We start from the raw sequence: 21,839 nt of genomic DNA, 5'->3' as shown, positions 1-21,839 counted from the left end.
AGCAGAAGCGGCGCGGCGGCGACGCACCGCTGATGGGGGGTGCGGCGCCGCCGGCCCGGTGGTTCGACGCTAGCGGATCGACGCTTTACAGATCAACCTTCAGGCGCGTGACGATGCTGCGCTCGGCGCCGGGGATGACATACAGGTTGCCCCACGAGGCGGTGTAGTAGTTGCGGTTGAACAGGTTGTGCACGTCCAGCGACAGCCGCACCTTCTTGCTGATTTGCCAGTAGCTCACCAGCTTGGCCGTGGTGTAGGCCGGCAAGGTGTAGGTGTCGGCGGTGTTGCCGGAGCGGTCGCCGACGTAGTTGACGCCGCCACCGACGCCGTAGCGGCCGCCGTTGTCCAGGACGGCTTCGCGGATGGCCAGCAGGCCGGCGCTGACCTTCGGCACGTTCATCACGCGCGTACCCGGGGCCAGGGTCCGGTCTTTGTCCACGCGGGCGTCATCCCACGAGAAATTGCCGCTGACGCGCCAGTTGGCGTCGATCTGGCCGTAGACGTCGGCCTCGAAGCCGCTGCTCTTGATCTTGCCGGCCGCGACCGAATAGCCGGGCACGTCGCTGGCCGTCAGCACGTTGGTCTTGGCGATGTCGTAGACGGCGAAGTTGGCGCCCAGGCGCTGGTCCAGGGTTTGCAGTTTCCAGCCCGCTTCGTACGACGTCGAGCGCTGCGGGTCGAACGGGCTGCCGTTGATGTCGGTGCCGCTGTTGCCGCGGAACGATTTGCCGGCCGAGACATAGAGCGAGCTCCACTCGTTGGGCAGGAAGGTCAGCCCGGCGCGCGGCGAGACGGCGCTTTGCTGTTTCGACGTCGCCGTCCTGGCCACGCGGTTGTCGATGTCCTGGTTGACTTCATCCCAGCGCAGGCCGCCGAGCAACTTCCATTGCGGCGACAGGCTGATCTGGTCTTGCGCGAACACCGCCTTGACGCGCTGGCGCTCGTCCGAGCTGGAGGTGCGGTTGGTCAGCGCCGTCGCCGGCGTGCCATAGACGGGGTTGTAGATGTCGATCGGGGTGTTGGCCGAGCGCAGGATTTCCGTGTTCATCCACAGGCGCGAAGCCTCGGCGCCGACCAGCACCGTGTGGCCCAAGCCTGCGGTGTCGAACTTGCCTTCGACCTCGGCCTGCACCGAGACGTCGCGCGACGGCAGCTGGCGCCACGTCGCCTGGCGGTTGAGCGTGCGGTTGTCGGCCGCCAGCGAGGTCGCCTCGGTGTAGTTGCCGTCGAACGTGCTTTCCTTGTAGCTGGCGCCGAAGCGCGCGCGCCAGTGGTCCGACAGCGCCCGGTCCAGGGTCAGCTGGTGGGTGTCGCTGGTCAGTTTCATGTTGCCGTCGGACGGTTCGTTCAGGATGCGGTCGCGCGGCAGGGTGCCGAGCGTGCCGCGCACGTTGATGACGCCGCGGTCGAGCGGGGTGTCGGCGCGCAGGAATTCCGCTTCGTAGTTCAGCATCGTTTGCGGATCGATGACCCAGGTCAGCGCCGGCGCCACCAGGGTGCGCTTGTTGTGCAGCAGGGTGGAGCGGCTGTCGCCCTCCTCCGTCATCAGGTTGATGCGGTAGGCCACCTTCGCGCCCAGCGCGCCGGTGCTGTCGACGGTGGCGCGGCGCAGGCCACGGCTGCCCAGGCTGACCTCGGCGACGTTGTGCGCGTTGAACTTGGGCTTCTTGGTGACGATGTTGATCGTGCCGCCCGGCTCGCTGCTGCCGTAGAGGGCCGACGCCGGTCCCTTGAGGAATTCGAAGCGCTCGACGGTGGCGGTGTCGCGCGGCGGGTTGTAGCCGCGCGAGCCGGGAAAGCCGTTGACCAGGAAGCCCATGTCGGTGCTGCTGAAGCCGCGAATGGCGAAGTTGTCCCAGGTGCCGCCGAAATCGTTGAGGCGGGAAATGCCGCTGACGAAGTCGACCGTGTCGGCCAGGCGCAACGCGCCGAGGTCCTCGATCTGCTGCTGGCTCATCACCCGGACCGATTGCGGCACTTCGCGCAGCGGCGTGTCGGTGCGCGTGGCGCCGCTGCTGTGCTGCGGGTTGTACTGGCCGCTGGCGCGGTCGGCGACGACGTTGACTTGCGGCAGGGCGGTGTCGGTGGCGGCGCCGTTGGCGGCGTCATCGGCGGCGGCGTGGGCCAGGGGGGCGACGGGGGCGAGCAAGAGACTCAGCGCGACGACGCGCGCGGTGGGACGAAAAGACATGGATATCCGTTGGAAATGAAATAAGTTTCACATTATAAATGATAATCAATCTCATTTACGCACGGATAGGAGATAGCCGGCGGCAAATGGGGCGGCGCCGGACCCGGAATCGGGATTTCTGCTATTTTGTGGGACGCACATTTGAAAGGCAGCACATGACCGATCTCTCCAATTTCCCCATCACGCAAAAATGGCCGGCCCAGCACGCCGACCGCATCCAGCTGTATTCGCTGCCCACGCCCAACGGCGTCAAGGTCTCCATCCTGCTGGAGGAAACCGGTTTGCCGTACGAGCCCCATCTGGTGAGCTTCGAGACCAACGACCAGATGTCGCCGGAATTCCTGTCGCTCAATCCGAACAACAAGATTCCGGCCATCGTCGATCCCAACGGTCCGGACGGCAAGCCGCTGGCGCTGTTTGAATCCGGCGCGATTTTGATCTATCTGGCGGAAAAGAGCGGGCAATTCCTGCCGGCCGACGCCGCCGGGCGTTATGAGACCATCCAGTGGCTGATGTTCCAGATGGGCGGCATCGGGCCGATGTTCGGCCAGTTGGGCTTCTTCCACAAGTTCGCCGGCAAGGACTACGAAGACAAGCGCCCGCGCGACCGCTACGTGGCCGAGTCCAAGCGCTTGCTGGGGGTGTTGAACGAGCGTCTGGCGACGCGCCAGTGGCTGGTCGGCGACCAATACACGATCGCCGACATCGCCACCTTCCCGTGGGTGCGCAATCTGATCGGTTTCTATCAGGCCGGCGATCTGGTGGGCATCGCGGACTTCCCGCACGTGACGCGGGCGCTGGAGGCGTTCGTCGCCAGGCCGGCGGTGGCGAAGGGCCTGGAGATACCGAAGCGGAGCTAGGCCAACGGCGGTGAAATAATCCGCAGAGACACGTAGGGCGGATTAGCGCAGCGTAATCGGCCATGCATGCGTCTCGTTGGCGCATGCATGGCCGATTACGGCTTCGCCTAATCCGCCCTACGTGTCTCCAAGGTTGTTCGGATACCCGTGTCCAAGCTTCAATACTTCACGAACTTCGATTCATCGGGCGCCACGCCCGACAGTTCGACCTGGCGTATCGGCACCGGACGAGAGCCGCCGCGCGGCTGCGGGCGCGGGGCGGCGCTCCTGGCGCCGCCGGACACGTGGCCGATCTTGAAGAAACTCATGGCCTGCTGGAGCTCCTCGGCCTGGCTGCTCATCTGCTCGGCCGTCGACGCCAGCTCCTCCGAGCCGGCGGCGTTCTGCTGCGTGGTCTGGCTCAGCTGCGCGATGGCGCCGTTGATCTGCGCCAGCCCCGACGACTGTTCCTCCGACGCGGCCGTGATCTCCTGCACCAGCTCGGACGTCTTTTTGATGTTCGGCACCATCGCCCCCAGCATCTGCCCGGCCTGCTCGGCAAGGCTGACGCTGCTGGTGGCGACCTCGCCGATCTCCTGCGCGGCAATCTGGCTGCGCTCGGCCAGCTTGCGCACCTCGGCGGCGACCACCGCGAAGCCCTTGCCGTGCTCGCCCGCGCGCGCCGCCTCGATGGCCGCGTTCAGCGCCAGCAGGTTGGTCTGGTAGGCGATGTCGTCGATGATCAGCACCTTGGCGGCGATCTGCTTCATCGCCGACACCGTCGAACGCACCGCCTCGCCGCCCTCGGTGGCCTCGGACGCCGCGCGGCTGGCCATGGCGTCGGTCACCTTGGCGTTGTCGGTGTTTTGCGCCACCGACGCCGTCATCTGCTCGACCGATGCCGAGGTTTCCTCGACGCCGGCGGCCTGCTCGCTGGCCGCCTGCGCCAGCGAATTGGCCGTTGCGCTGACCTCTTCGGAGGCTGCCGCCAGGCCTTCGGCGTTGGCGTTGACCTCCGACACCACCTGCGCCAGTTTGGCCACGGTGTTGTTGGCGTATTTTTTCAGCTCGCCGAAGGCGCCCTCGTAGTGCTTGTCGATGGTCTGCGTCAGGTCGCCCTCGGACATCGCGCCCATGACGCGCACCACGTCGTCGATGCTGGCGCCGGTGGTGGTGGCGAGCTGGTTCAGGCCCTCGCCCATCTCGCGCTGGAAGCCCTGCAGACCGTTGAGGTCGATGCGCGCGCCGAAGTTGCCGCGGTTGGCCGCTTCCACCACGGTGCGCTGGCCGTCGATCACCTGCGTCAGTTTGGCCACCATCTCCTTGATGGTGAGCAGCAGGCTGCCGCTATCGCCCGGCTTGATCCGCACTTCACCGCTCAGGTCGCCGTCGGAAATGCGGCGCATCACGTCGGCCGCGTAGCCCGGTTCGCCGCCGAGGCTCTTGACCAGGCTGGCGGTGATGACCCAGGCCAGCGCGATCGCGATCAGCACCGCCGCCACCGCGAGGGTGATGATCACCGTGCGCGTGGTTTCGTAATTGGCGTTGGCGGCGACGCGCTCCTGATCCATCAGTTCGTTCTGGAATTTGACCAGCGACTCGAGCGAGGCCAGGTAGCCGCTGTTGACGGTGACGAACTGCTCCTTCAGGAAGGACACCGCCTTCTTGGGATCGGTCTTGATGAGGTCATACAGTTCGTTGTAGGCCTGGTTGAGCACGGTGTTCTTGTCGGTGATCTCCTTGAACACTTCGCGCGCCTTGGGCAGCGTGAGCAGCTTGTCGAGCTTGGCCAGCACCTCGGTCACCTTGGCGCGGTTGCCCTCGGCCGCCGCCTTGTATTTGTCGCGTTCATCGTCGCTGGTGGCCAGCAGCATGCTGCGCACCTGGCGGGCGTTGTCCAAGGTGAGCTTGGCCGCCTCGTTGGCCAGCACCACCTTGGGATAGCGGTCCTCCATGATCAGATCCATATCCTGGTCCATCGCCGCCATGCGCATCATGCTGACCGCCGATAGCACGAGCAACAACAGCACCACCGCGCCGAAACCCAGCGACAGCCGGACGGCCACCTTCATGTTTGAAAACATAATTTCTCCCTAAAGCGGATGCATCGCCGATGTGCGCGGCGCACTGGCGATGGTTCGTGGACAAGCGAAAATGAATGCCGGCAAAGCGGCGCAGAGGCTAGCGATATACAAGCGGTGTTTCAGATCGTCGTGTGGTGAGGCTTGAGGAGTGCAAGCTGCTACGTGCCGTGCCCGTTGCGGGCATGAGGAGAAATCCACCACCATCGCGACCACATTCCCTTTCGAAATGCGAACTTCAAAACCAAAGTCTGATCTTGATCATGTCACGTTAGCGTTACGTGTGGCAAGTATTTTCAGGATGGACGAGCGGGAGCGTTGCTTTCAGTCGGCAGCTTGTGTCGCGCGGCCTTTCCGCGCCGGGGTGGGGGCGCATACGCCCTTGTGGCACAAGGGCGTATGCGCGATGGGTGGCTTGCAGTGTGTAAGCCGGCGCAGGCCGTTCAACCGGTCCTGGCCGATCTGGCGCATGACCGGATAGGTCACATCAAACGCGCGCGCTCAAACACGGCCGACGCCGCCCATCGGACCGAAACGGTTGGTCTTGAACGCGCCGGCGCGCCAGGCCAGCAGCGCCAGGCCCAGCATCAGCAACATCCAGCTGCCCGGCTCCGGCACCGGCGTCAGCGGACCGCCCTGGCCGACCAGATAGCTGAAGCCGTAGATGCCGCTCTCCAGGGTGAAGGTGAGCAGCAGATCGAGCGTGTTGCCGTTGATGACGCCCAGGTCGAGCACATGGCCGTTGAACACCGCGTCGGACTCGGCGAGCGTGGTGAAGCTGCCCGAATACAGCGATGTGCCGCCGTTGCTGACGGAGAAGCTGAAGACGCTGTCGAAGCCGGGCGAGAAGAACGGCCGCACCAGTGCCAGCAGCAGGTGGTTGCCGGCGCTGAACGGCAAGCTCAATTCGGCGCTGGCGGTCATGGGGAAGAAGGCGGCGGCCATGGTGCCGGCGGCCAGTGTCTCGGCGTTGGCGAACGCGTTCGCCACCTCGGTCGACGAGGCGATCAGCGGCGCCACCGAGTCCGCCGTGGGCAGTGCGCTGGCGTACGAGAAGACCGCCGAGCTGATGTCCTGGGGCGCCCAGGGGCCGTAGGCCGCGCCGCCGACGTTGGCGGCGGTGCCCGCCTCGGGTGTGTACAGCATGTTCGGTTGGCCGTTGCCGGCACGGGTGGTGACGGCCGCGCCGCGGCCGTAGTCGGTGTAGGTGCTGCGCGCCTGGGCGGTGCTGCCTATGCCGCTGGCCAGCGCGTGGGCGCGCGCCTCGGAAGGCTGTCCGGGGATCACCGGCGAGGCGTCGCCGGCGATGCGGGTGACGATCGCCTGCGCGCTCGCCGTCGACGGGTCCATGTTCCCGAAACGGCCGCTGCCGGAGGTGGCCACCGCGTCGGCGCTGGCGAAGTAGCTGGCGCTGGCCACCGCGCTGGCGGTGGCGCCGGCGCCGGCGTTGAAGAACGCGGCTCCGCCGGCCGCGTTGGCGCGCGCGACGGCGATGTAGTTCGAGCCGGCGGTGGCCTGGGCGTTGCCGACCCCGCCGGCGCCGGCGCCGTACTGGCCGGTGGCGTTGGCCACGCTGGTTACCCGGCCGCTGCCGTAGACGTTCGCCGAGGCTTGGGCCGAGCCGCCATCGGGAGGGAAGGCGCCATTGCCGCCCAGGCCGGCGGTGGCCGTGCTGGTGCCGGTGATCTGGGCGCCCAGGCTCGCTGGCGAGGCGTTGATCCACAACTGGCTGTTGGCCGAACCGCCGCCGCCCGGCGTGCCCGCCTCCGAGCCGGGGTCGAACGGGCTGCCCACGCTGGCGCCGCCCTGGCCGCCGATGGCGGTGCCGGCGACATCGACCCACCACGCGCTGCCGGTCGACAGCGAGATCGTCGACGCGGCGTTGCCGCCGTTGCCGCCCATGCCGAAGATGGTGCCGCCGCCGGCGCCGCCGGTGGCCGTTTGCGCCAGGTTCAGCGAGTCGCCGGCGTAGACCGAACTGTGGCTCACCGAGGCCGCGCCGCCGTTGCCGCCCAAGCCGTGCGGAACGGCCGTGAAGTCGAGATCGGCGTCGCCGCCGCGACCGCCGGTGGCGGTGGTCAGCATGGTCAGGTCGAGCACGCCGGAACCGGCGCCGGTCAGGCCATTGGTGGCGGTGGCCGCGCCGCCGGCCCCGCCGCGCGCGCCTTCGAAGGTGGCCGCCGCGCCGGCGCCGCCGGTTGCGCTGGAAGTCAGTTGCAACGGCGCGCTGCCGCTACCGCCGGCGCGCGCGTTGCTGGTGGCGGCGCCGCCGTCGCCGCCGGCGAAACCGGCGATGCCCAGGCCGCCCTCGCCGCCGGTGGCCGTGGCCGCCACCTGCGAGAAGGCGCCGCCGTTGGTGGTCAGGGTGGCGTTGGCTTCCGCCGCCCCGCCCTGGCCGCCGACGGCGCCCTGGCCGCTCGCCTGGCCGCCGAAGCCGGCGCCCGGCTGGCCGGCGTTGCCGCCGCGTCCGCCCGTGCCGACGACGGTCAGCGAGGCCGGGCCGGCCGCGATGGCCGAGGCCATGTCGGCCAGGGTGGCGGCGCCCGCGCCGCCGGCGCCGGCGTTGCCGCCCGCGACATTGGCGTTGCCGGCCGCGCCGTTGCCGCCGTCGCCGCCCCGGCCGCCGGTGACGGTCAGCGTGTTGGTGAAGTCGGCGCTGAACGTGACGATCTGCGCCGGCGGCGCCGTCATGCCGTTGCCGCCGGCCGCGCCCGGCGCGGCGCCGGTCAGGCCGCTGCTGCCCGGCGGGCCCTGGTAGATGACGTCGATGGCCGCGGCGTTGCCGGCCCACGCCGCGCACAGCAGCGGTATCAGGCGCAGCCCGGTACGCAGGCGGCTGGAACGGGAATGGGGTTGTGGGCGGGTGCCTTGTACGCTGACCATGGAGTCCTCCGTGAATGAACGGAAAGCCGCGTTGGGAGCGCGGTCGCGCCACCCCAGCCATCCGTGAACTGGCAGTTTAACCAGCGTGCTCAAAATTGCTAGACTTTTTTATATTCTTTTGAGGGGAACTGTTGCGAACTTGCGAAAGTGTAGCCGCCCGGCAGCAGCGGGCCGGCGGCCGCGTTTCAGCGGGGTATCGGCCGGGTGTAAACCGAGCATTCGCCCGGCCTACGCCCCGCTCCACTGGCGCAACAGATTGTGTTCTCAAACACTGGCGGGGCCGATACGCGTGGCCTTGAACGCGCCTGCGCGCCAGGCCAACAGCGCCAGGCCCAGCATCAGCAACATCCAGCTGCCCGGCTCCGGCACCGGCGCCAGCGCGCCGCCCTGGCCGACCAGATAACTGAAGCCGTACATGCCGCTCTCCATGGTGAAGGTGAGCAGCAGATCGAGGGTGTTGGCGTTGATCACGCCCAGGTCCAGCACATGGCCGTTGAACACCGCGTCGGCCTGGGCCAGCGTGGTGAAGCTGCCCGAGTACAGCGATGTGCCGCCGTTGCTGACGGAAAAGCTGAAGACGCTGTCGAAGCCGAACGAGAACGGTTGCACCAGCGCCAGCAGCAGGTGGTTGCCGGCACTAAACGGCAAGCTCAATTCGGCGCTGGCGGTCGCGGGGAAGAAGGCGGCGCCCATGGTGCCGGCGGCCAGCGTTTCGGCGTCGGCGAACGCGCTCGTCACCTCGGTCGACGAGGCGATCATCGGCGCCACCGAGGCCGCTGCGGGCAGGGCGCTCGCGTTGGAGAAGATCGTCGCGTCGAGGCCGTCCTGGGGCGACCAGGGGCCGTAGGCCGCGCCGCCGACGTTGGCTGCGGTCCGCGCCTCGGGTGCGTAGAACATGTCCGATTGGTCGTTGGCGGCGCGGGTGGTGACGGCCGCGCCGAGGCCATGATCGGTGTAGGTGCTGCGCGCCTGGGCGGTGTTGCCCATGCCGATGGCCATCGCGTGGGCGCGCGCCTCGGAAGGCTGTCCGGGGATCACCGGCGAGGCGTCGCCGGCGATGCGGGTGACGATCGCCTGCGCGCTCGCCGTCGAAGCGTTCATGATGCCGTGACGGCCGCTGCCGGAGGCGGCCAGCGCGTCGGCGCTGGCGAGGTAGCTGGCGCTGGCCACCGCGCTGGCGGTGGCGCCGGCGCCGGATTCGTACACGGAGCCGCCGCCGGCCGCGTTCGCGCGCGCGACGGCGACGTAGTTCGAGCCGGCGATGGCCTGGGCGTTGGCATAGCCGCCGCTGCTGCCGCCAAGTTGGCCGGTGGCGTTGGCCACGCTGGTCACCCGGCCGCCGCCGTGGACGGTGGCCAAGGCTTCGGCCGCGCCGACGTCGGAGAGGAACGCGCCGGCGCCGCTCCTGCCGCCGGTGGCCGTGCTGGTGCCGGTGATCTGCGCGCCCAGGTTGCCCGGCGAGGCGCTGAGCCATAGCTGGCTGTTGGCCGAGCCGCCGCTGCCCGTCGCGCCCACCTCTGAACCGATATTGAACGGGTCGCCCACGCTGCCGCCGCCCTGGCCGCCGATGGCGGTGCCGGCGACGTCGACCCACGACGCGCCGCCCGTCGACAGCGAGATCGTCGACGCGGCGTTGCCGCCGTTGCCGGCCAGGCCGAAGATGGTGCCGCCGCCGGCGCCGCCGGTGGCCGTTTGCGCCAGGTTCAGCGAGTTGCCGGCGTAGGCGGCACTGTGGCTGACCGATGCCGCGCCGCCGTGGCCGCCAAAGCCGTGGGGAACGGCCGTGATGTCGAAGTCGGCGTCGCCGCCGCGACCGCCGGTGGCGGTCGTCAGCATGGTCAGGTCGAGCACGCCGGAACCGGGGCCGCTCAGGCCGTTGGTGGCGATGGCCGCGCCGCCGTCGCCTCCCCGTGCGCCTTCGTAGGTGGCCGCCGCGCCGGCGCCGCCGGTGGCGCTGGAAGTCAGTTGCAACAATGCGCTGCCGCTACCGCCGGCGCGCGCGTTGCTGGTGGCGGCGCCGCCGTCGCCGCCGGCGAAACCGGCGATGCCCAGGCCGCCCTCGCCGCCGGTGGCCGTGGCCGCCACTTGGGAGAAGGCGCCGCCGTTGGTGGTCAGGGTGGCGTTGGCGACCGCCGCGCCGCCCTGGCCGCCGACGGCGCCCTGGCCGCTCGCCTGGCCGCCGAAGCCGGCGCCCGGCTGGCCGGCGTTGCCGCCGCGTCCGCCCGTGCCGACCACCGTCAGCGAGGCCGGGCCGGCCGCGATGGCCGAGGCCATGTCGGCCAGGGTGGCGGCGCCCGCGCCGCCGGCGCCGGCATTGCCGCCCGCGACATTGGCGTTGCCGGCCGCGCCGTTGCCGCCGTCGCCGCCCCGGCCGCCGGTGACGGTCAGCGTGTTGGTGAAGTCGGCGCTGAACGTGACGATCTGCGCCGGCGGCGCGGTCATGCCGTTGCCGCCGGCCGCGCCCGGCACGGCGCCGGTCAGGCCGCTGCCGCCCGGCGGGCCCTGGTAGATGACGTCGATGGCCGCGGCGTTGCCGGCCCACGCCGCGCACAGCAGCGGTATCAGGCGCAGTCCGGTGCGCAGGCGGCTGGAACGGGAATGGGGTTGTGGGCGGGTGCCTTGTACGCTGGCCATGAAGTCCTCCGTGAATGAACGGAAAGCCGCGTTGGGAGCGCGGTCGCGCCGCCCAGCCATCCGTGAACTGGCAGTTTAACCAGCGTGTTCAAAATTGCTAGACTTTTTTATATTCCTTTGAGGGGAACTGTTGCGAACTTGCGAAAGAGTAGCCACCGGGCGGCAGCGGGCCGGCGGCCGGGGTTTCAGCGGGGTATCGGGCGGGTATAAACCGAGCAGTCGCCCGGCCTACGCCTCGCTCCACTGGCGCAACAAATTGTGGTAATGCCCGGTCAGGCCGACCAGTTCCGCGCAGTCGCCCAAGCGCGCGCGCAGGCTCTGGATGTTCTGATCCAGCTCGAGCAACATGCCGCGCCGCATGTCGTCGCGCACCATGCTTTGGGTCCAGAAAAAGGAACACACGCGGGCGCCGCGCGTGACCGGTTCGACCCGGTGGATGCTGGTCGACGGGTACAGGATCAGGTCGCCGGCCGGCAGCTTGACCTCGTGCTCGCCGTAGGCGTCGGTGACGATCAGCTCGCCGCCGTCGTAGTCGTCCGGATCGCTCAGGAACAGGGTCGACGAAACGTCCGTGCGCAGCCACTGGCCGTCCGCCATGCGGCGCATCGAGCCGTCCACGTGCGCGCCGTAGTGCTCGCCGCCGGCGTAGCTGTTGAACAGCGGCGCAATGGTGCGCAGCGGCAGCGCGGCCGAGAAGAACAGCGGGCTGTCGGCCAGCGCCGCCAGCACGATGCGGCCCAGTTCGAGCGCCAGCGGCGACCCCTCCGGCAGTTGCCGGTTCTGCTTGACCTGGGCGCCCTGGGCGCCGACGGTGGTGCGCCCGTCGATCCAGTCCGATGCGTCCAGGCGGGCGCGCATGGCGGCCACCTGTTCGCGGCGCAACACGCCAGGGATGTGCAGCATCATGGTGAAACTCCTCGAAACAGTTGGTCCGGAAAAACAAAAGCCCCGCCGGCGAGGGCGGGGCAAGCAACACGGCTGAAGGGCCCTTTTGCTTAAACCATATAACTTTACATCAGAACTTGATGTTGGCCGTCAGGCTGGCCGAGCGTGGCTGGCCAGGGATGTAGCGGTAGCCCGACTTGTTGATCGACGCGGCGTATTCCTTGTCGGTCAGGTTGTACACGTTCAGGCGCACATCGACGTTCTTGTTGATCGGGTACGACGCCATGGCGTCGGCCACCCAGTACGACTCGATGAAGGCCGGGGTGCCGACGGCGCCGTCGGTGCCGCGCAGCAGCTTGCCGGCGTAGCGCACGCCGCCGCCGATCTGCAGGCCCATCGGCAGGGTGTACGAGGTCCACGACGTGAATGCCTGCTTCGGCGTGTAGGCCAGTTGCTCCTCGCCGTTGGCCAGCACCGAGCGGCCCTTCTCGACCTTGGTCGACATGCGGGTGTAGCCGGCGCTGACGATCCAGCCGCGGGTGATTTCACCGGTCACGCCCAGTTCGATACCCTGGACGCGCTTCTTGCCGTTCTGGTAGTAGATGGCCGGGTTGGTCGGGTCGACTTCGACTTCATTCTTGACGTCGGTGCGGTACAGCGCGGCCGACAGCGACAGCTTCTGCTTGAGCAGATCCCATTTGCCGCCCAGCTCGTAGTTGGTGGTTTCCTGCGGATCGTAGTTGACGTTGGCGGCGCTGTTGGCGGCCGCGCTCAGCGAGAAGGTGGTGCCGCCCGGCGGCGCCTTCGACGTCGCCACCAGGCCATAGACGCTGCTCTCAGGGGTGATCTTGTACAGCGCCGACAGCTTGCCGTTGATCAGGTTGTCGCTCTTTTTAAGCGCGGTCGGGATGCGCGTGCCGGGCGGCAGCGGCTGCACCGCCGGCGGGGTCACCGTCGCCTGCAGCGCCACGGCGTTGTAGTCGGTGCTGTAGTGGTCGACGCGCACGCCGCCGTTCAGGATCCACTTGTCGCCGATCTTGAGGGTGTCGAACACGTAGGCGCTCACGGTGTCGGTGCTGCCCTGGGCTTGCGCGCCGTTGCGGGCGTAGGTCAGGTTGAACGACGTCGCCGGGTTCGGGTAGTAGATGCTGGTGATCGGCAGGCCGGTGCCGCCGGTCGGCGCCCAGGTGTAGTTGGTCTGCTTCTCGGTGGTGATCTCAAGGCCGCCGACCACGGTGTGCTTGAGCGCGCCGGTGGCGAATTCGCCGGTGGCGGTGGTCTGGTTGGTGAAGATCTTGTTGCTCTGGTCCTTGAACGTCGTGTTGGTGCGCAGCATTTGCCAGGTGGCCGGATCGGCGCTCGGCAGCACCAGGTTGGCGGCGGTGGCCATGAACGCGGTCAGCAGGTAGTCCTGCTCGGTCTTGCCGAAGCGGGTGGTGTTCTGCAGTTTGATGCCGTTGGCGAAGTCGTGCTCGAGGCGCACGGTGGCCATGTCGGCGGTGACGTCGTCGTGGTCGTACGAGGAACCGTAGAAGTTGCGCGGGTCGACGCGCGGCGCGCTGTTGAGCGGCGCCAGGCGCACGGCCTCGGCCGCCCTGAACGCCGCAGTGCCGGTGGTCGGCACCGGCGCGGTGTAGCCGGGCATGCCGATGGTCAGCACGCCGCCGTCGGGGATGTTGTTTTGCTTGACGTGCAGGTAGTTCAGGTAGACACGGGTCGGACCGTTCAGGCCGAACGCGAGCGACGGCGCCACGGCCCAGCGCTTGTTCTCGACGACGTCGCGCGCCGGATTGCCGGCATCCTGGGCCAGCACGTTGACGCGGAAGGCGGTGCCGCTGTCGGCGTCGAGCACCTGGTTGAGGTCGGCGGTGGCGCGCTTTTGCTTGCCGCTGCCGAAGGTGACGGAGCCGAGGTAGGCGTTTTCCTGCTGCGGCTGTTTGCTGACCAGGTTGATCGAACCGGTCGGCGAGCTGCGGCCGTTGTCGGTGCCGGCCGGGCCCTTGAGCACGTCGATCTGTTCGATGTTGAAGGTGTCGCGCGAGATCGAGCCGACGTCGCGCACGCCGTCGACGTAGATGCTGCCGGAGGCGTCGAAGCCGCGCATGAAGATGGCGTCGCCGGTGTTGGTGTTGCCGTTCTCGCCCAGGAAGAAGGCGCCCACGCCGGGGGTGTTGCGCAGCGCTTCGGTCAGGGTGACGGCGCCTTGCTGTTCGATCAGTTCTTTTTTGATGACGGTGATGGTCTGGGCGGTGTCGACCAGCTTTTCGGTGTACTTGACGGACGCGGCCTTGTCGGCCTTGATGCCCTCGGCGGTGCCCTGGACTTTGACTTCGGGCATGGTTTGTTGTTGGCCGGCGACCACGACAGGTTCGGCGGCGTCGGCTGCGGCCGCGTGGGCGGCGACCGGGAGCAGCATCACGGCCAGCGCCGCGCTCATGTGTTGGTTGAAGCGCGATTGCGCGTGTTTGCGACTCTTGATCATTGCCATTCTTTCATCTAAATCGAAGGGAGGCCGGCGGTGCGAAGTGTTGCTGAAGTGTTGCCAACCTGTGTCTGACAGCCGGGGAATCTTTACTAATTTGTGAGAGTGTAACAATAAAATGCCTTAACGTAAATGCGAATTGTTATCAATACTATTCACATAGTAGCAAAAGGCAACGGATATATGTGCGTCGGGAGTCATGCGATCGACGCGTTTCGGGCAGAGACGTAGGGCGGATTAGCGCAGCGTAATCGGCCGTGCATGCGTCATCGGCGACCCATGCATGGCCGATTACGGCGTGCCGCCTAATCCGCCCTACGTGGTTTAGAAGAAATTTCGGGTGGCCTTAGGAGGCTTGCCGGTCGAGCCAGGCGCGGGCTTCGGCCAGCGTTTGTTCGAGCGCGGCGCGGACGGCGTCGAGGTGTTGCGCCAGCGCGTCGCCGCGCTCTTCGGTGATGGCCGTCTCGGCGTCGATGGTGGCCTGGATCAGGCGCCGGGCGCCGAGCACGCCGACGGCGCCGCGCAGGCCGTGGAACAGGCGGGCGGCATCGCGCGGTCGCCCTTCGCGCAGCGCCAGGTCGGCCTGCTCGACCGGTTCCATGCCGCTGTCGATGGCGCCGCGCACCATCTTGACCATCACCGCGCGGCCCTTGGCGTCACGGCCCATCACGCGCATCAGGCTGTCGATGTTGAAGGCGCCGGCCTCGTCGGCCGGCGCCGGGGAGCTGACCAGCTTGACCGCCGTCTGGACGAAAGCTGGCAGATCGGTGTTGACCCGAGCCGGCGTCGGCACGCTTGCCTTGACTGGCTCGACGGGCAAAGGTGTGGGCGGGGAAGCCGGCGTGGGGACGGCCACCGGCGCGGGTATGGTCGCCGGCTTCGCCGCTTTTTTCGGCAAGTGCTTTTGCAGCACGGCCAGCATTTCCTCGACCTCGATCGGCTTCGGAATGAAATCGGTGATGCCGGCTTCGACGCTGCGCTCGCGCTCCGATTCGAGCACGCCGGCGGTCATGGCGATGATGGGCAAGCTCAGCTTCAACTCCTGGCGCAGCAGGCGGGTGGCGGTGAAGCCGTCCATCACCGGCATCTGCATGTCCATCAACACCAGGTCGTAGACGCCGGGACTGGCGCTCATGCGGTCGACCGCCTGCTGGCCGTTGTCGACGACATCGAGCGTGGCGCCGGCCAGCTCGAGGATGCCGCGCGCCACCGCCTGGTTGAGCAGGTTGTCCTCCACCAGCAGGAAATGCATGCCGCCCAGGCTGCCGTCTATGCCCTGGTCGGCCGCCGCCTGCACGCTGGCGTCGGCCTTGGTCACCAGGGCCTGGTGCAGCGCGTCGAACAGGTTGGAGCTGGTGATCGGCTTGACCAGCACCACGTCGGCCTCGGGCGCGTTGGAGATCTCCTCCATGCGGTCGCGGGCGAAGGCGTTGACCATCACCACGATCGGCTGCTTCTTGTCGGGCGCGGCCGCGCGGATGCCCTTGGCCGTGGCCAGCCCGTCCATGCCGGGCATGTGCCAGTCGGCCAGCACCACGTCGTAGGCCCGTTCCGTCTCCAGGCCGAGCCGGAAGCGCTCGAGGGCGGCCGCGCCGGAATCGACCTCGTCGGCCTGCCAGCCCCATGCACGGATCAGCTTGGCGATCAGTTCGCGGCTGGTACGGCTGTCGTCGGCCACCAGCAGGCGCAGGTCGCCCAGCGCCGGCTTGCGGCGCTCCTCGGGCCGTTCCGGCAACACCTCGAACGGCAGGCTGAAGAAAAAGCTCGAGCCCTGCCCCGGCGTGCTGTGGACGGCGATTTGCCCGCCCATCAGCTCGATCAGCCGCTTGGTGATGGCCAGGCCCAGGCCGGTGCCGCCAAAGCGCCGCGTGATGCTCTGGTCGCCCTGCGAGAAGGCGTTGAACAACTGCGACAGCTGTTGCTCGGTCATGCCCATGCCGGTGTCGCGCACCTCGAAGCGCAGCAGCGCGCCGTGGGGGGTGTGCGCTTTGCGCGCGTCGAGCTCGACGCCGACCACCACCTCGCCCTGCTCGGTGAACTTGATGGCGTTGCCGGCCAGGTTGACCAGGATTTGCTGCAGCCGCATCGAATCGCCGCGCAGCCGCTTGGGCACCGACGGCTCGACGCTGATGGCCAGCTCCAGTTCCTTGTCGCCGGCGTTCATCGTCATCATCGTCGCCAGCGAGTTCATGGTGTCGTCCAGGCTGAACTCGACGGGCGACAACTCCATGTGGCGCGCCTCGATCTTGGAGAAGTCGAGCACGTCGTTGAGGATGCCCAGCAGCGATTGCCCGGATACCTTCACCATGTTGAGGTATTTGCGCTGTTGGGTGGTCAGGGTGGTGTTGCCGAGCAGGTAGGCCATGCCCAGCACCGCGTTCATCGGCGTGCGGATCTCGTGGCTCATGTTGGCGACGAACTCGCTCTTGGCGCGGTTGGCGGCCTCGGCGCGGTCGCGCTCCTTTTCCAGCTCCTGCGCGCGGGCTTCGACCTCCAGTTGCAGGCGGCGCCGCTCGGTGATGTCGGAGATGACGGCCAGCACCTTGGTGCCCTGGTCGGTGCGCACCGCGCTCAGGTTGATCTCGATCGGGAACTCGCTGCCGTCGCGGCGCAGGCCGAGCAGCGTGGCGCCGCCGCCCATGCGCACCGGCTCGGCGCTGAGGCGGTCGGCGAAGAACTTCACGCGGTGTCCGGCGTGCTGCTCGCGCAGCGCCACCGGCACCAGGGTCTCGAGCGGCTGACCGAGGATCTCGTCGCGGCCGTAGCCGAAGCGGCGCTCGGCCTCGCGGTTGAAGGTTTCGATGCGGCCGTCGACGCCGACCACGACGATCGCGTTGGGGGCGAACTCGACCAGGCTTTGCAGGCGCGCGTCGGCCGCCAGCCGGTCGCGCATCAGGTTGTTGAAGGCGGCCGTCAGCTGGCCGACCTCGTCGTCGGCGCGCACCGGCAGCGGTGCGAAGTGGGTGGCGTCGCCGCGCAGCGCGACGATGGCGTTGCGCAACCGGATGAGCGGTGCCAGCAGGCGCAGGGTGACCCAGCCGATCAGCAGCGCCGCCAGGATCGACGCCACCACGCTCCACACCAGCACGCGCGAGAGCACGCCGTCGAAGGGCTCGAACGCCTCCTCCGCCGGCAGCGAGGCGGCCAGTATCCAGTCGACCGACTTGAGCGCCTTGTAGCTGTTGAGGGCGCGCTCGCCGCTGCCGTTGATGCTGTCGACGGTACCCTCGAAGCCATCGCGCAGCGCGCGCGTGGTGGCGGCGTTGGCGCCGGCCTGGCGCGGTTGCAGCAGGCGGCTGGCGTCGGGATGGAGCACGTAGACCGGATGGTCGCCGCGCGTGAGGGCGAAAAAGTAGCCGCTGCGGCCGACCTTGGCGGTGCGCAGGTGGCCCAGCACATTGTCCTTGTACAGGCGCAGCACGCCGTTGAGCACGCACACGACCTCGCCGTTGGCGTTGAGCACCGGCGCCACCATCTGCACGATCGGTTGCTTGTTGGATTTGCCGATCACCGGTTCGGCGATCAGCGGTTTGCGGGTGCGCATCACCGTTTGGAAGTAGGCGCGGTCGGAGGCGTCGATGCCGACGCGGCCGGGCTGGACCGGGATGTCGGCGATTACCATGCCCTGCGGGTTAAGCACCAGCAGGTCGTCGAACAGCGCCAGCACGGCGCGGTCCTGGTAGTAGGCGCGCAGCCGCTCGGGGGAGCCGGCGATCTCGACCGGCTGGTGGCGCGCCGACAGGGCGACGATGTCGAGCAGCATGGTCAGCTTGTCGTCGAGTTCCTCGGCGGTGCGGCCGATCAGCGCCGTCTGCTGGGTGAACAGCACCTTGGTGAAATCCGCCTTCATGCGTTGCATCTGAACCACGGTCACCAGCGCGATCATCAGGATCGATGTGATGCTGGTCGCCAGCGCTACTTTCGCCTTGATGCCAAGTGGCTTCATTTCATCCTTGTCGGGCGGGTCGGACATGAAATCGGAGAACTACCTGAGTGCTCAGGAATTCTCCTATCAATGCCCGACCTTGGCAACAGGATTAACGAAGGGCGGCGGCGATGATCACGTCGGCGACCTTTTGCGGCTGCGACACCATCGGCACGTGGCTCGCTTTCAGCGTGATAGTGGTGGCGTTGATTTTCTTCGCGAACGCTTGCTGCAGGGCCGGATCGATCATGCGGTCTTCCGACGCGGCGATGTAGTAGTTGGCCTTGTTTTTCCAGGCCGTCACGGTGGTCTTGTCGGCGAAGGCCTTGGCGGCGATCGGGCCCTGGGTGGCGGCGATCAGCGCGGCAGTGGCCGGCGGGACGTCCTGGGCGAAGTTGGTGGAGACCGATGCGGTCGGCAGCCACAGGAAGCCGCCGGCGTCGGCCTGCAGGGTGGCGATGCCTGGTGGCACCGCGTAGTCCTTGCCCAGTTCGCCGGTGGCCTGGCCTTCCGACGGTGCGAACGCGGCCACGTAAACCAGCGCCTTGATCTTGTCGCTGGTGCCGGCCTCGGTGATCACGGTACCGCCCCACGAGTGGCCGACCAGCACCACTTTACCGGTTTGCGCGTCGATCACGCGCTGGGCGGCGGCGACGTCGTCTTTCAACGAGGTCAGCGGGTTTTGCACGGCCACCACTTTCAAGCCCTTGGCTTGGAGCAGCGGGATGATTTTTTCCCAGCTGGAACCGTCGGCGAAGGCGCCATGCACCAGCACCACGGTGGTATCGGCGGCCGGCGTGGCGGCTTGGGCGGTCAGGACGGTGGAGGCCAGCAGGGCGGAGGCGATGATCGAGCGGTTCATGGTGATTCCTTTCAGTTTGGCTGTTTGCGATTAAGTAGTGTGCTACTTGCTTGAGTTGAACTATAGCGAACAATCAAATAGCGCGCAAGTTAAATTTAACCGGATGTCGAAAATATTTTTCGCGACCGATCGCCACCGGTGAAAAGTCACTTGCAGAAAACAAGTCCTGGAGCGAGGCGAATACCTGATCGGCCCACTGCGGCATCGGCCAAATGCGGCGACTAATGGTCTACACTGGCGGCATGATAAGAGACCTCCCCTCACTGGTGCTGCCCGGCGCCACCATCGACATCCTCAAGGCCAGCTGCGCCAATTGCAGCATGCACCAGCTGTGCCTGCCGATGGGACTGGGCAACGAAGACATGGAGCGGCTCGACCAGATTATCGGCCGCCGCCGCAAGGTCGCGCGCGGCAGCACCTTGTTCCGCATCGGCGATCCGTTCGTGAACTTGTACGCGATCCGGCTCGGCCACTTCAAGACCTACCAGGTCAACCGCGAGGGCGCCGAGCAGATCACCGGTTTCCAGATGGCGGGCGAGCTGCTGGGCATGGACGCCATCAGCACCGACCTGCACCATTGCACCGCCGTCGCGCTGGAGGACAGCGAAGTGTGCGAGATTCCGTTCGGCAGCCTGCAACAGCTGTTGGCCGACATGCCGACCTTGCTGCGGCACTTCCACCGCATGATGAGTCAGGAGATCACGCGCGAGCAAAGCGTCATGCTCCTGCTGGGCAATATGCAAGCGACACAGCGGTTCGCCGCCTTCCTGGTCAACCTGTCGTCGCGTTACGAGGCGCGCGGCTACTCGCCCAACACCTTCCAGCTGCGCATGTCGCGCGAAGAGATCGGCAACTACCTTGGCCTGACGATCGAAAGCATCAGCCGCCTGTTGTCCAAGTTCAAGAAGGAAGGCCTGCTACGTGTGAGCAACCGCGAAATCGAACTGCTCGACCCGCCCATGCTCAAAGCCATCACGGCCGGCACGCAGACCTGCCACTAACGGTGGCCACATAACCACGTAACCACATAACCACGTAGGGCGGATTAGCGAAGCGTAATCGGCCATGCATGAGCCGCCGATTTCGCATGCATGGCCGATTACGGCGTTCCGCCTAATCCGCCCTACGTGTCTCTTCGGTCGCGGTGAGTTCTACGCTGCGCTGGGCTGGCCAGCTCCAGGCGCCAGCCAGGCGCCAGTCGCGCTTTTCGCCTTCCACCAGAACCACCCAGCGGCTGCGCTCGAGCATCGGCAAATTGATCTTGAATGCGCCGGATGCGTCCGGCTGCACCACCAGTTGGATATCCTTGGCCGGCAAGGTCGCGTGCGACAGGCGTACGAACAGCCGCTCCGTCTTGCCGTGGTCGTCGCTGTTGCGGCGCAGCTGGCCGGCCAGCATGCCTTGCGTGGCGTCGTAGCCGATCGACATCGACAACCCCAAGGTGCTGGCCACGCGGTCGCGCCGCAAGTCCTGGTTGATGGCCTTGCCCCGCTTGTAGTAGTCGCCCACCACCAGCGCGTCCTGCCGCGTGAAGGCGAGGTAGCCGGTGTAGACGCCGGCGACGATGACGATCGCCGGCCCTGCCATCAGCAGCCACGGCCAGCGTTGCTTCCACCACGGCGTCACCGTGCTATGCGATATCGATACGGTCATGATGTTCTCCTTAGCGCGGTACGATGAATACCGCGTCTTCCTTTACATGCAGCGACGGCTCGTCGACCGACGTCAGTTCGACGGCAATCTTGTTCGAGCCCGGATGGGCGGCGCCGTGCGCCGTGCGCAGCCGGATCGGATGCGCCTTGGTTTCGGTGGCTTCGACCCGCACCAGCTCCGGCGTGACCTGCGCCAAGGTGGGAATGCCGGTGACGCGGATGCGGTAGGTCTGCGCCCGCTCGGACGTGTTCATGATCTGCAGCCGGTAGACGTTTTCGATCATGCCGTCCTCGACCTCGCGGCCCATGGCGCCCCGGTCGCGTATGACGTCCAGCTTGAGCGGCACCCGCAGGTAGAGCGCGGTGCCGACGGCCGCCACGATCAGCGCCAGGATGGCGGCGTAGATTTGCACCCGGGGACGCAAGGTGCGCTGGCGGATCTGCGTCGGCGTGTAGTGCATCGTCATGGCGCGCTCGGTGCTGTAGCGGATCAGCCCGCGCGGCAGGCCGACCTTGTCCATGACGCCGTTGCAGGCGTCGACGCATGCGGCGCAGCCGATGCATTCGTACTGCAGGCCGTTGCGGATGTCGATGCCGGTCGGGCACACCTGCACGCACATCGAGCAGTCGATGCAATCGCCGCCCTTGCCCGCTTCCTTTTTCGACAGCGGCATGCGCGGCTCGCCCCGCTCGCCGGCGTAGGTGATGATCAGGGTGTCGCGGTCGAACATCGAGCTCTGGAAGCGGGCGTACGGGCACATGTACTTGCACACCTGCTCGCGCATCCAGCCGGCGTTGCCGTAGGTGGCGAAGCTGTAGAACACCACCCAGAACCATTCCCACGGGCCGAAGCTCAACGTCAGCACTTCCTCGGCCAGCAATTTGATCGGCGTGAAGTAGCCGACGAAGGTGAAGCCGGTCCACAAGGCGACCGCGCCCCAGGCCAGGTGCTTGGCGCTTTTCTTGGCGAACTTGGACGCCGACGGCGGTTGGCGGTCGAGCGCGATGCGCGCGCTGCGCTTGCCTTCGATCCGGCGCTCTATCCAGAGGAAGATTTCGGTGTACACCGTTTGCGGACAGGCGAAGCCGCACCAGACGCGCCCCGCCACCGCCGTCGCCAGGAACAGCAAATAGGCGCAGATGATCAGCAGGGCGGCCAGGTAGATGAAGTCCTGCGGCCACAACACCAGCCCGAAGATGTAGAACTTGCGCGCGCCCAGGTCGAACAGCAGGGCCTGCCGGTCGTTCCATTGCAGCCACGGCGTGCAGTAGAACGCCAGCTGCGTCAGCCAGACGAACAGCCAGCGCAGCCGGGCGTAGCGGCCCGAGGCCTCGCGCGGGTAAATCTCCTCCCGCGCGGCGTACATGTGGACGACTTGTGATTCAGGCGAGCTCATAGTCTTCG

General features: G+C 67.3%; 12 protein-coding genes. 2 read left to right on the top strand and 10 right to left on the bottom strand.

Annotation, left to right across the window (positions count from 1 at the left end; translation table 11 throughout):
• Window positions 1–85 precede the first annotated feature (85 nt).
• Window positions 86–2,191 carry a TonB-dependent siderophore receptor gene (locus tag NHH88_01490; GenBank protein ID USX14500.1) on the bottom strand — a complete coding sequence of 702 codons (2,106 nt, stop codon included), beginning with the start codon at window positions 2,189–2,191 and terminating at the stop codon, window positions 86–88.
• A gap of 155 nt (window positions 2,192–2,346) precedes the next feature.
• Here NHH88_01490 and NHH88_01485 point away from each other — a divergent pair, with 155 nt between their 5' ends.
• A complete protein-coding gene (locus NHH88_01485) occupies window positions 2,347–3,051 on the top strand; it encodes a glutathione S-transferase N-terminal domain-containing protein (GenBank protein USX14499.1) in 705 nt (234 codons plus the stop codon).
• Window positions 3,052–3,209: 158 nt separating this feature from the next.
• Here NHH88_01485 and NHH88_01480 read toward each other — a convergent pair whose 3' ends face one another.
• The 7 genes from NHH88_01480 to NHH88_01450 all read right to left on the bottom strand — a co-directional run bounded on the left by NHH88_01480 (window position 3,210) and on the right by NHH88_01450 (window position 18,782).
• Window positions 3,210–5,114, bottom strand: a complete 1,905-nt coding sequence (locus NHH88_01480; GenBank protein USX14498.1) for a methyl-accepting chemotaxis protein — start codon at window positions 5,112–5,114, stop codon at window positions 3,210–3,212.
• A 498-nt stretch (window positions 5,115–5,612) separates the two neighbouring features.
• Window positions 5,613–7,994, bottom strand: coding sequence for a PEP-CTERM sorting domain-containing protein (locus NHH88_01475; protein ID USX14497.1), 2,382 nt, complete (start codon window positions 7,992–7,994; stop codon window positions 5,613–5,615).
• A gap of 264 nt (window positions 7,995–8,258) precedes the next feature.
• A complete protein-coding gene (locus NHH88_01470) occupies window positions 8,259–10,628 on the bottom strand; it encodes a PEP-CTERM sorting domain-containing protein (protein ID USX14496.1) in 2,370 nt (789 codons plus the stop codon).
• A gap of 228 nt (window positions 10,629–10,856) precedes the next feature.
• Window positions 10,857–11,534, bottom strand: a complete 678-nt coding sequence (locus NHH88_01465; protein ID USX14495.1) for a Fe2+-dependent dioxygenase — start codon at window positions 11,532–11,534, stop codon at window positions 10,857–10,859.
• A 109-nt stretch (window positions 11,535–11,643) separates the two neighbouring features.
• Entirely contained in the window at window positions 11,644–14,001 is a 2,358-nt protein-coding gene (locus NHH88_01460; GenBank protein USX14494.1) for a catecholate siderophore receptor Fiu, read from the bottom strand.
• A gap of 340 nt (window positions 14,002–14,341) precedes the next feature.
• Window positions 14,342–17,941, bottom strand: a complete 3,600-nt coding sequence (locus tag NHH88_01455) for a response regulator (GenBank protein USX14493.1) — start codon at window positions 17,939–17,941, stop codon at window positions 14,342–14,344.
• A gap of 91 nt (window positions 17,942–18,032) precedes the next feature.
• Complete coding sequence (locus tag NHH88_01450; protein ID USX14492.1) at window positions 18,033–18,782, bottom strand: alpha/beta hydrolase; 750 nt, start codon at window positions 18,780–18,782, stop codon at window positions 18,033–18,035.
• Window positions 18,783–19,024: 242 nt separating this feature from the next.
• On the opposite strand from NHH88_01450, the gene fnr reads away from it, so the two are divergent.
• The gene (fnr, locus tag NHH88_01445) at window positions 19,025–19,783 is read left to right on the top strand and encodes a fumarate/nitrate reduction transcriptional regulator Fnr (protein ID USX14491.1); all 759 of its coding nucleotides are present in this window, start codon (window positions 19,025–19,027) and stop codon (window positions 19,781–19,783) included.
• Between the two features lie 112 nt (window positions 19,784–19,895).
• Here the strand turns inward: fnr and NHH88_01440 are convergent, their stop codons facing one another.
• Both NHH88_01440 and ccoG read right to left on the bottom strand, forming a co-directional pair.
• Entirely contained in the window at window positions 19,896–20,435 is a 540-nt protein-coding gene (locus NHH88_01440) for a FixH family protein (GenBank protein USX14490.1), read from the bottom strand.
• Between the two features lie 10 nt (window positions 20,436–20,445).
• The gene (ccoG, locus tag NHH88_01435; GenBank protein USX14489.1) at window positions 20,446–21,831 is read right to left on the bottom strand and encodes a cytochrome c oxidase accessory protein CcoG; all 1,386 of its coding nucleotides are present in this window, start codon (window positions 21,829–21,831) and stop codon (window positions 20,446–20,448) included.
• Window positions 21,832–21,839 lie beyond the last annotated feature (8 nt).

It is taken from the genome of Oxalobacteraceae bacterium OTU3CAMAD1 (assembly GCA_024123915.1).
Classification (GTDB): domain Bacteria; phylum Pseudomonadota; class Gammaproteobacteria; order Burkholderiales; family Burkholderiaceae_D; genus Rugamonas.
The sequence above is the reverse complement of the archived record's forward strand: the minus strand, read 5'-3'. Positions and strand labels throughout refer to the sequence as shown.

Excerpts from the sequence above, each read along its gene's own strand:
- NHH88_01450 (USX14492.1), bottom strand. The coding sequence starts at position 18,782 with ATGAACCGCTCGATCATCGCCTCCGCCCTGCTGGCCTCCACCGTCCTG.
- NHH88_01485 (USX14499.1), top strand. The coding sequence starts at position 2,347 with ATGACCGATCTCTCCAATTTCCCCATCACGCAAAAATGGCCGGCCCAG.
- NHH88_01480 (USX14498.1), bottom strand. The coding sequence starts at position 5,114 with ATGTTTTCAAACATGAAGGTGGCCGTCCGGCTGTCGCTGGGTTTCGGC.
- ccoG (USX14489.1), bottom strand. The coding sequence starts at position 21,831 with ATGAGCTCGCCTGAATCACAAGTCGTCCACATGTACGCCGCGCGGGAG.
- NHH88_01455 (USX14493.1), bottom strand. The coding sequence starts at position 17,941 with ATGAAGCCACTTGGCATCAAGGCGAAAGTAGCGCTGGCGACCAGCATC.
- NHH88_01470 (USX14496.1), bottom strand. The coding sequence starts at position 10,628 with ATGGCCAGCGTACAAGGCACCCGCCCACAACCCCATTCCCGTTCCAGC.
- NHH88_01490 (USX14500.1), bottom strand. The coding sequence starts at position 2,191 with ATGTCTTTTCGTCCCACCGCGCGCGTCGTCGCGCTGAGTCTCTTGCTC.
- fnr (USX14491.1), top strand. The coding sequence starts at position 19,025 with ATGATAAGAGACCTCCCCTCACTGGTGCTGCCCGGCGCCACCATCGAC.
- NHH88_01475 (USX14497.1), bottom strand. The coding sequence starts at position 7,994 with ATGGTCAGCGTACAAGGCACCCGCCCACAACCCCATTCCCGTTCCAGC.
- NHH88_01440 (USX14490.1), bottom strand. The coding sequence starts at position 20,435 with ATGACCGTATCGATATCGCATAGCACGGTGACGCCGTGGTGGAAGCAA.
- NHH88_01460 (USX14494.1), bottom strand. The coding sequence starts at position 14,001 with ATGGCAATGATCAAGAGTCGCAAACACGCGCAATCGCGCTTCAACCAA.
- NHH88_01465 (USX14495.1), bottom strand. The coding sequence starts at position 11,534 with ATGATGCTGCACATCCCTGGCGTGTTGCGCCGCGAACAGGTGGCCGCC.